The sequence below is a fragment of the Mycobacterium sp. genome (assembly GCF_049673265.1).
Taxonomy (GTDB): Bacteria; Actinomycetota; Actinomycetes; order Mycobacteriales; family Mycobacteriaceae; genus Mycobacterium.
The window spans coordinates 1-9714 of sequence record NZ_JBATXN010000504.1 but is presented as its reverse complement, the minus strand read 5'-3'; the positions used below and the strand labels follow the sequence as shown (position 1 = coordinate 9714).

The 9714-nt window shown below is 64.6% G+C and carries 7 protein-coding genes; 2 read left to right on the top strand and 5 right to left on the bottom strand.

Annotated features, from left to right (window positions below):
• Positions 1-1152, bottom strand: a 1152-nt coding sequence (locus tag WBF82_RS17385; RefSeq protein ID WP_424384206.1) for a fatty acid desaturase family protein, incomplete at its 3' end; no start/stop codon positions are given.
• 203 nt (positions 1153-1355) lie between these two features.
• Between WBF82_RS17385 and WBF82_RS17380 the strand changes: the two genes are divergently transcribed.
• A complete protein-coding gene (locus WBF82_RS17380; protein ID WP_424384205.1) occupies positions 1356-1793 on the top strand; it encodes a nitroreductase family deazaflavin-dependent oxidoreductase in 438 nt (145 codons plus the stop codon).
• Between the two features lie 28 nt (positions 1794-1821).
• Entirely contained in the window at positions 1822-3111 is a 1290-nt protein-coding gene (gene ilvA / locus WBF82_RS17375) for a threonine ammonia-lyase (RefSeq protein WP_424384204.1), read from the top strand.
• A 137-nt stretch (positions 3112-3248) separates the two neighbouring features.
• Here the strand turns inward: ilvA and WBF82_RS17370 are convergent, their stop codons facing one another.
• The 4 genes from WBF82_RS17370 to glgX all read right to left on the bottom strand — a co-directional run.
• Positions 3249-3686: a hypothetical protein gene (locus tag WBF82_RS17370; RefSeq protein WP_424384203.1), complete on the bottom strand. Its 438-nt coding sequence runs from the start codon at positions 3684-3686 to the stop codon at positions 3249-3251.
• A 36-nt stretch (positions 3687-3722) separates the two neighbouring features.
• Positions 3723-5462 (bottom strand): malto-oligosyltrehalose trehalohydrolase, encoded by a 1740-nt coding sequence (treZ, locus tag WBF82_RS17365; protein WP_424384207.1) that lies wholly within the window; start codon positions 5460-5462, stop codon positions 3723-3725.
• Positions 5462-7753, bottom strand: coding sequence for a malto-oligosyltrehalose synthase (gene treY / locus WBF82_RS17360; RefSeq protein ID WP_424384202.1), 2292 nt, complete (start codon positions 7751-7753; stop codon positions 5462-5464). Before treY ends, treZ begins: the two co-directional genes overlap by 1 nt.
• 3 nt (positions 7754-7756) lie before the next feature.
• Positions 7757-9714: glycogen debranching protein GlgX (gene glgX / locus WBF82_RS17355; RefSeq protein WP_424384201.1), on the bottom strand; the 1958-nt coding region annotated here is incomplete at its 5' end.

The window sequence follows — 9714 nt, the reverse complement described above, 5'->3', positions numbered from 1 at the left end:
GAACGATGATTGCGGTCGCTTCTTGACATTCCGGAACTTGTTCTCGGAGGCCGTTTCTGGTGCGTCGTCGGAGGACGCGGAAAGAAACCGGGCCGGCAGCGCCAATTTGCAGATCGTGCGCACCGTGAGTAGGTACTGGCGGAGGAAGGAACCCGTCGTGTAAGGCAAGTCGTAGCTGACGCATAGCGCGCGAACCCGTTCGCCGATCTCGGGTAAGCGATTGCTCGGCAGGTCAGGGAACAGGTGATGTTCGATCTGGTAGCAGAGATTTCCGCTCATGAACGCCAGCACCCGCCCGGCCCGGAAATTCGCGCTACCCAGCATCTGCCGCAGATACCACTCCGGTTTTGTCTCGTCCTCCAACACCGACGCGGTGAACTTCTCCGCGCCGTCAGCGAAATGACCGCAGACGATCACGATGTAGGCCCACCCATTGCGAAGCCCGTTCGCCACCACGTTTGCTCCCAGTGTGCGACGCCACCGGCCGCGGCTCAAAGCAGGAAAGAGGACATAATCCTTCCCGGCCTGGCGTGCCATTTTGCGGATCATTGCTTTGGTGTGGGCAGATTTACCGGCCTCTGTGGTCTCCCGACGCTGGACCGAATACAGGCCGTGCATCGCGACACCCCATTCGAAGGCGGCCGCCAGCAGCACTGCGCGCAACGGCTGCAACAGGTTGCCTGGCCGCCATTCCTGGTCGCGGGTGACCCGCATGACTCCGAAGCCGAGGTCGTCGTCCATGCCGATGACATTGGTGAACTTGTGGTGCAGGTGGTTGTGCGAGGACCGCCAGTGCGATGAGGGACCGACCATGTCCCATTCCCAGGTAGCCGAATGGATTTCCGGGTCGTTCATCCAATCCCACTGACCGTGGGTGATGTTATGGGCGAGTTCCATGTTCTCGACACACTTGGCCACGGCCAGCGCGACGGTTCCGACGGCCCAGCCGAACTTGGTTTTCGTGGCAAGGATGGTCAGCCTCGCCGCGACCTCGAGGCATCGCTGGAAGGCGATGGCGCGACGGATGTATTCACGGTCCTTGACGCCCCGCGACTCCTCGATGTCGCGACGAATCGTGTCCAACTCGGCCGCGAGCGCGGCGACATCCGCGTCGCTCAGATGGGCGTATTCGGGTATTTCGGTGATGGCCATCGACGTTTACCGGGGGGTGGCCGGGATGGCAGGTGGACCTGGTCGCGCGAAGGCGCGCAGCGGCCAGTTGAACAGCTGGAGCATCTGTCTGAGCACCTGCTTTATCGGCTCTACGCCGTGTCTGACCGTGGATTGTCGGTATCGCTCGCAGACTCTACACGGCGGGCGTCACACCGTGGTCTCAGCGCGATTAAGGTGGTTGCATGCCACTTCGAGGTGAATACGCTCCGAGCCCGTGGGACTGGTCCCGAGAACAAGCCGAGAAGTTTGCCGAATCCGGCGGGGCCGAGGCCGCCGATATGAAGGGCAAGCCCATCATCCTGTTGACCACGGTGGGCGCTAAGACCGGCAAACTCCGTAAAACTCCGCTGATGCGGGTCGAGCACGACGGCCAGTATGCCGTCGTCGCCTCGCTCGGCGGAGCCCCGAAGAACCCGGTCTGGTACCACAACATCGCGAAGAACCCGCGGGTCGAGCTGCAGGATGGCGGCGTGACCCGCGACTACGACGCCCGCGAGGTGTTCGGCGACGAGAAGGCGGTCTGGTGGGAGCGTGCGGTGGAGGCATGGCCGGACTACGCCGAGTACCAGACGAAGACCGATCGGCAGATTCCGGTCTTTGTGCTCACCCCTGCGCAGTGAACTTGCAGCTGGGTGGCACCATTAACCAGTGTCCGCCGAACTGAGCCAGACTCCTAGCACCCCGGGTGGTGGGCCGCTGTCTGCGGCCGAGATCGACGCCGCGGCGAAGCGAATCGCCGGGGTCGTGACGCCCACACCGCTCCAGTTCAGCGACCGGTTGTCGGCGACGACCGGGGCCAGTGTCTACCTCAAGCGCGAAGACCTGCAGGTAGTGCGCTCGTACAAGTTGCGCGGCGCCTACAACCTGTTGGTGCAGTTGTCGGACGAGGAGCTGGCCGCGGGCGTGGTCTGCTCGTCGGCGGGAAACCACGCGCAGGGCTTCGCGTTCGCCTGCCGGACGCTGGGTGTGCACGGGCGTGTCTACGTGCCGGCCAAGACCCCGAAGCAGAAATGCGACCGCATCAGGTATCACGGCGGAGAATTCATCGAGCTGATCGTGGGCGGGTCGACGTACGATCTGGCGGCCGAGGCGGCGCTGGCTGACGTGGCGCGCACCGGCGCCACGCTGGTGCCGCCGTACGACGACCTGCGCACGATGGCAGGGCAGGGGACCATCGCCGTGGAGCTGCTGGATCAGCTCGACGCGGAGCCGGATCTGGTTGTGGTCCCGGTGGGCGGCGGTGGCTGCGTTGCCGGCATCACCACCTACCTCGCCGAGCGGACGAACAACACCGCGGTGCTGGGTGTCGAACCTGCCGGCGCCGCGGCGATGATGGCCGCGCTGGCCGCCGGCGAGCCAGTGACCCTGGACCACGTTGACCAGTTCGTCGACGGCGCGGCGGTCAGGCGGGCAGGAACGCTGACGTACGCCGCGCTGGCCGCTGCGGGCGACATGGTGTCGATCACCACCGTCGACGAGGGGGCGGTATGCACCGCCATGCTGGACCTGTACCAAAACGAGGGCATCGTGGCCGAGCCGGCAGGCGCGCTGTCGGTCGCGGGTCTGCTGGAAGCTGACGTCGAGCCGGACAGCCTCGTCGTGTGCCTGGTCTCCGGCGGCAACAACGACGTGTCACGGTACGGCGAAGTGCTGGAGCGCTCGCTGGTTCATCTGGGTCTCAAGCACTACTTTCTGGTCGACTTCCCGCAGGAGCCCGGTACGCTGCGTCGGTTCCTGGACGAGGTGTTGGGACCCAACGACGACATCACGCTGTTCGAGTACGTCAAGCGCAACAACCGGGAGACCGGTGAGGCGCTGGTGGGTATCGAGCTCGGCTCGGCTGCGGACTACGACGGCCTATTGCAACGGATGCGGGCCACGGACATGCAAATCGAAACAATCCAGCCCGGTTCGGCGGCCTACCGCTACCTGCTGTAGACGTCTTCGCCGAGATCGACGTTATGCAGCAAAAGTTCGAGAAGGGGTCTGCATAACGTCGATCTCGGCGCTGGGCTCACATGTGGCCGCCGGGCGCCATGTGGTCGCGCTAGTGCCCGGTATAACGTCGACAGCGATCACGCCGCCGCGACCTCGACTTGCAGAACCGAGTCGTCGTTGGCGCGGAAGATCGGTTCCAACGGAACAGCAAACCTTTCGGCCACGTCAATCAGCGTTTTCGACCACATGCGGTCGGCAGATGAAACCGGCCCACGCCCTGGCCCGGTCAGCAGCATGGCCACCGTGGTTCCCGGTCCCAGATCGTCAAGCAGCGTGCGCAGGGACGACATCAGGTTCCACAAGATGGGGCCCTGCGGCCGCGGACGAATCGGTACCTGGCAGAGCTTTTTGGTGAAGCATCGATCCGGCCCGATCAGACCGAACCACAACAGCCGCTTCTCAAATCCTAACGGCCCCATCAGCGCGCGCCACCGTTGGCGCAGATCGGCTGCGCAGTGAACGGGATCGTTGGCGGTCTCAATCGGTGGAATCGGCAATAGCTCGTGATGACTCATCCGCGCATCATCTTCCGCGCGCGGCTCCGCGGGTAGTCAGTTATCCACAAACCGCAGGATCGCGAACGAATATGGCTGCAGCTCGGCGGTCGTCGCGGCGATGTTGGGGGTAGCGGAGCACAACACCACGTCGCCAGTCACCGGAACGCCCACCGTCTCGCCGCCTAGATTGCAGGCAATCGCCAACTGGCCCCGGTGCATCACGATCCAGCGCCGGGCCTCGTCGTAGTCGATGACCAGGTGGTCTAACCAGGGGTCGGCCAGATCAGTTTCATTGCGCCGCAACGTGATCAGGTCCTGGTAGACCTGGCGCAGCCGGGCATGTTCACCGGTGTCAACCTCATCCCACTCCAGCTTCGAGCGCTGGAAGGTCTGCGGGTCCTGCGGGTCAGGAATCTCGTCGGCGTCCCACCCGTGATCGGCGAACTCCTTCCTGCGACCCTCGGCGGTGGCGCGCGCCAGATCGGGCTCTGGATGGGAGCTGAAGAATTGAAATGGAGTCGACGCTCCCCATTCCTCTCCCATGAAAAGCATTGCCGTGTAGGGGGACCCGAGCACCAGCGCGGCTTTGACCGCCAACTGGCCGTAGCTGAGGTTCTGTGACGGGCGGTCTCCGAGCGCGCGATTGCCGACTTGGTCGTGGGTGCAGGTGTAAGCCAGCAGCCGGGTGGCGGGGACGCCCGAGTTCTCAGTGGTGTCCAATGGTCGTCCGTGGCGTCGTCGTCGAAACGACGAATATGTGCCTGCGTGGAAGAAGCCGTTGCGCAACGTCTTTGCCAGCGTCGCCAACGATCCGAAGTCGGCGTAGTAGCCCTGGCGCTCCCCGGACACCGCGGTGTGGATGGCGTGGTGAATGTCGTCGTCCCACTGCGCGGTCATCCCGTACCCGCCGCTGTGACGGGGTGTGATCATCCGCGGGTCGTTCAGGTCGCTCTCGGCGACCAACGACAACGGCCGGCCCAGTTGCTCGGCCAGCGCATCGGTTTCGGCGGACATTTCTTCCAGGAGAGGGATCGCGGTGGTGTCCACCAAAGCATGTACGGCGTCCAGTCGCAGACCGTCGGCGTGAAAATCACGCATCCAGCGCAGCGCGCAGTCGATGATGTAGCGGCGCACTTCGTCAGAGTCGGCATCGGCGATGTTGATGCCTTCCCCCCACGGATTACTCGCCGACGACAAGTACGGGCCGAATCGTGGCAGGTAGTTGCCGGACGGGCCGAGATGGTTGAACACCGCGTCGATCAGCACGCCCAACCCGCGAGAATGGCAGGCGTCGACGAACCGGATCAATCCGTCGGGCCCGCCATAGGGTTCGTGTACGGCAAACCACAGCACTCCGTCGTATCCCCAGCCATGCGTGCCGGAGAATGCGTTGACCGGCATCAGCTCGACGAAATCAACGCCGAGATCGACCAGATAGTCCAGCTTTTCGATCGCAGAGTCGAAGGTGCCCTCGGGCGTGAAGGTGCCGATGTGCAGTTCGTAGATCACCGCACCCTGCACCGACCGGCCGGCCCAGCCGCTGTCCGTCCACGCCCCGTTTGGCGGTGCCCACAACTGCGAGCGGCCGTGCACGCCGTCGGGTTGGCGGGGCGATCGCGGGTCGGGCAGCACCGTCGGATCGTCGTCGAGGAGATATCCGTAGCGGCTTGTTGCTGTCGTGTCGATAGTGGTGCGCCACCAGCCGTCCGGACCGCGTGTCATCGGATGTATCTCACCGTCGACCTCGACGCGCACCTGGCCCGGTTTGGGCGCCCAAACGGCGAATTGCGCCATCATGTGCGCTCCAGCAGCGCCACCGGCAATTCGGCAAACAACTCGGCGGCCGCTGCGGCTCCAGTGACCACCGCCCCGGTCAGCGCGTTGGTCCACACACCCTCCGGGATCGCTACCACAGTGTCGCCCCAGCCGGATTGTTCGAGGTGCACCGTCCAGCGGGTGACCGCGACAAGCACGTCGCCACCGCGCAGAAACGCCACCACATGATCGGCGGCGGTCCCCGTGGCAAGCACCGGGTAGTAGCCGCCGCCCAGAAAGGTGTCGGGACGGCCGCGGCGCAACTGCAAGGCTGCGTTGATGACCCGAAGTTTCGGATGCTGCAATGACTTCAGAGCCTGACGCCGCGCCCCGTAGTCGACCGCGCGTCGATTATCCGGGTCGACCAGGCTGTCGTCCCACAGCTCGGTGCCCTGATAGATGTCGGGGACACCGGGCACGGTCAGCGAGAGCAGCTTTTGGGCCAGCGCGTCGTTCTCGGCGTGCGGCTGCAGTCGCACCACCAAGCTGGTCAGCTCGCGGGCCACCGGGCCGTCGAGCACAGCGTCCACCCAGGCGTGCACAGCACTCTCAAATTCGGCGTCCGGGTCTTGCCAGGAGGTATGCCAGGCGGCTTCTCGTATCGCCTTCTCGCCGTAGGCATGTAGCCGCTGACGCACTTCGTCGGTAACCTCGCCGCTGGCCGGCCAGACACCGAAGATGTTCTGCCACAGAAATAACCCGGTCGCGGGGTCGGGGGCGGGGGTTGCAGTTTCCCAGCGGGCGACGAATTCGCCCCACAGCGACGGCACCTGCGACAGCACACCGATGCGGGCTCGGACGTCTTCGCCGCGTTTGGTGTCATGGGTCGACAACGTCGTCATGGCGTGCGGCCAGAGTCGGTCGCGGGCCGCGGCGCGGTGGTGGAATTCCGCGGCACCGACGCCGAACCGATGTGGCTCGCCGCCAACTTCGTTCAGCGAGACCAGCCGGGCGTCGCGGTAGAACAGGCAATCCTCGACGGCCTTGGCGGTCACCGCGCCACACAGCTGTTGCAGCCGCGTCGCCGGCTCACCGCCGTCGGCCAACGCGCTCGCGATCAGCTGCAGCGGAACGTCTAAATCCGGTGCAGCAGACTGGGTTGCCGCCAGTGCTGCGGGCAGGATTGCCGCCAAGCAGCGGTAATCGCTGCGATAGACGTCGATGTGTGTGAGCAGTGCGGCCACCGCCGCGGGTAGTCGGGGATGGTCGGCGCCGGCCGCCGCGACGATGCACCGCCGCAGCCTGCCAAGCTCGCTGGCCAGCGTCTCGGTTGCCGTTGCGGACTTGAGGTCGGCGAGCATGGCCGGCATGTCTTGGTAGTCGACACCCGCGGATTCGAGCAACGCCGTCAACGCCGGCGCGCCGTTCGGGTCGACGAAAATCCCGCCGACCTCCCGAAGCGTGTCGTAACCCGTTGTGCCGGCTATCGGTAGCGTCGGCTCCAGCGCCTCGTCGACAGCGAGGATTTTCTCGATCACGATGTAGGCGTCCTGGCCCACCAGCTCTCGCATCCAAGTCAGATATCCGGCCGGATCCGACAGGCCGTCAGGGTGATCGATGCGCACTCCGTCGACCAGCCCTTCGGCGAACCAGCGGGCCACTTCGGCGTGGCTGGCATCGAACACCGACCGGTCTTCCTGGCGCAGGCCGGCCAGTGAGGTGATCGAAAAAAACCGCCGATAGCCGCACACTCCGCGCTTCCACCCGACCAGCTGGTAGTGCTGGCGGTCGTGCACCTCGGCGCCAGTGCCCTCACCAGTGCCCGGCGCGATCGGGAACGCCAGATCACCCAACCGCAAAAGATCACCGTCGACGGTCAAATCGGCGATGTCGTCGTCAGAACCCAACACCGGCAACACTATTCGGCCGTCGGCCAGGTCCCAGTCAATATCGAAATACGGTGCGTAGGTCGACGACCGGCCGTGCCACAGCACATCCCACCACCACGGGTTCTGCTCCGGCTTGTCGACCCCGACATGGTTGGGGACGATGTCGACCACCAGTCCCATGCCGCGCGCCCGGGCCGCCGCCGACAGGCGCGCCAGTCCCTCCGGGCCGCCGAGCTCGTCCGACACCGTCGTCGGGTCGGTGACGTCGTAGCCGTGCGGCGACCCAGCCACCGGCGTCAGGATCGGCGACAGGTACAGGTGCGACACCCCGAGCTCGGCGAGATAGTCGAGCAGGTTTTCGGCGTCGGCGAAGGTGAACCCGAACCCGCTCGACTCACCCCGCAGCTGCAACCGGTAGGTGGACAGTACGGGAAATGCCATGCGTCACTGAGTCTTACGGAACACGAGCAGCGCTCGGCCGGGCAGCGAGACTTCGTCGCCGTCGTGCACGACCAGCTTCACCTCACCGGTGGAATCGGTGGTGTCGAGTTCCGCTGTCCACTCTTTGGCGTATTCGTCACGGGGTATGACGAAATCCACGACATGGTCGTGGGCGTTGAAGCACAGCAGAAATGAATCGTCGACCACTCGCTCGCCGCGGGCGTCGGGCTCATGCAGGGCGTCGCCGTTGAGGAACACCGCGATGCACTTGCCGAAGTCGCGTTCCCAATCTTCCGAGGTCATCTCGTCGCCGGCGGGCGTCAGCCAGGCGATGTCGCGCACCTGGTCGGCGCTGCGGATGGGACGTCCCTCAAAGAACCGGCGGCGACGAAACACCGGATGGTCTTTGCGCAGGGCGGCCACCTTACGTGTGAACGCCAGCTGGTCGCTGTTCTTGTCGACCAGCGACCAGTCCATCCAGGACAGCTCGGAGTCCTGGCAGTAGACGTTGTTGTTGCCGTGCTGGGTGCGTCCCATCTCGTCGCCGTGCGCGATCATCGGAGTTCCCTGGGACAGCATCAGCGTGGCCATGATGTTGCGCATCTGTTTGCGACGCAGGTCCAGGATTTCCGGGTCGTCGGTTGGACCCTCGACTCCGCAGTTCCAGGACCGGTTGTAGCTTTCGCCGTCCTGGTTGTCTTCACCGTTGGCCTCGTTGTGCTTGTCGTTGTAGGACACCAGATCGTTGAGGGTGAAGCCGTCGTGGGCGGTAACGAAGTTGATGCTGGCGCTGGGCCGCCGGCCGGTCGCCTCATAGAGGTCTGACGACCCGGTGAGCCGGGACGCGAATTCGCCAAGGGTCGCGGGTTCGCCCCGCCAATAGTCACGCACAGTATCGCGATACTTCCCATTCCACTCGGTCCACAAACCCGGGAAGTTGCCGACCTGGTACCCGCCTTCGCCGACGTCCCACGGCTCGGCGATCAGCTTGACCTGGCTGACCACCGGATCCTGCTGCACCAGGTCGAAAAACGCGCTCAGCCGGTCGACGTCGTAAAACTCGCGGGCCAACGTGGACGCGAGGTCGAATCGGAAGCCGTCGACATGCATCTCGGTCACCCAGTACCGCAGCGAGTCCATGATCAGCTGCAAGGTGTGCGGATGGCGGGCGTTGAGGCTGTTGCCCGTGCCGGTGAAATCCTTGTAGAACCGCAAGTCTTCATCGACCAGCCGGTAGTAGGCGGCGTTGTCGATGCCGCGGAAGTTGATCGTCGGGCCGAGGTGATTGCCTTCGGCGGTGTGGTTGTACACCACGTCGAGGATGACCTCGATGCCTTGCTCATGAAACGCGCGGACCATGGATTTGAACTCGGGCACCGCACCACCGCCGCGCGGGTTCGCGGCATACCGGCTGTGCGGGGCGAAGAACCCAAAAGTGTTGTAGCCCCAGTAATTCCGCAGTCCCAACTCCAGCAGCCGGTGGTCGTGCAGGAACTGATGCACCGGCATCAGTTCGATCGCGGTGACATTCAGCGACTTGAGGTGATCGATGATCGCCGGATGCGCCAGACCGGCGTAGGTGCCGCGAAGGGCTTCGGGGACACCTGGATGGGTCTCGGTCATCCCCTTGACATGTGCCTCGTAGATGACCGTCTCGTGATACGGCGTGCGCGGCGCACGGTCGGTAGCCCAGTCGAAGAACGGATTGATGACGACGCTGGTCATCGTGTGGCCGAGCGAATCGACATGCGGGGGAGCGCCGGTCGCGGCGGGGTCCTCGGCTGCGGCGGCCAGGTCGTAGGAGAACAGCGCCTGGTCGAACGTGAACTCGCCCTCGAACGATTTCCCGTACGGGTCGAGCAACAGCTTGCTGGGGTCACAACGATGACCGGCCGACGGCTCGAACGGCCCGTACACCCGAAATTCGTAGCGCTGTCCCGGGCTGACCGTCGGTAGATATG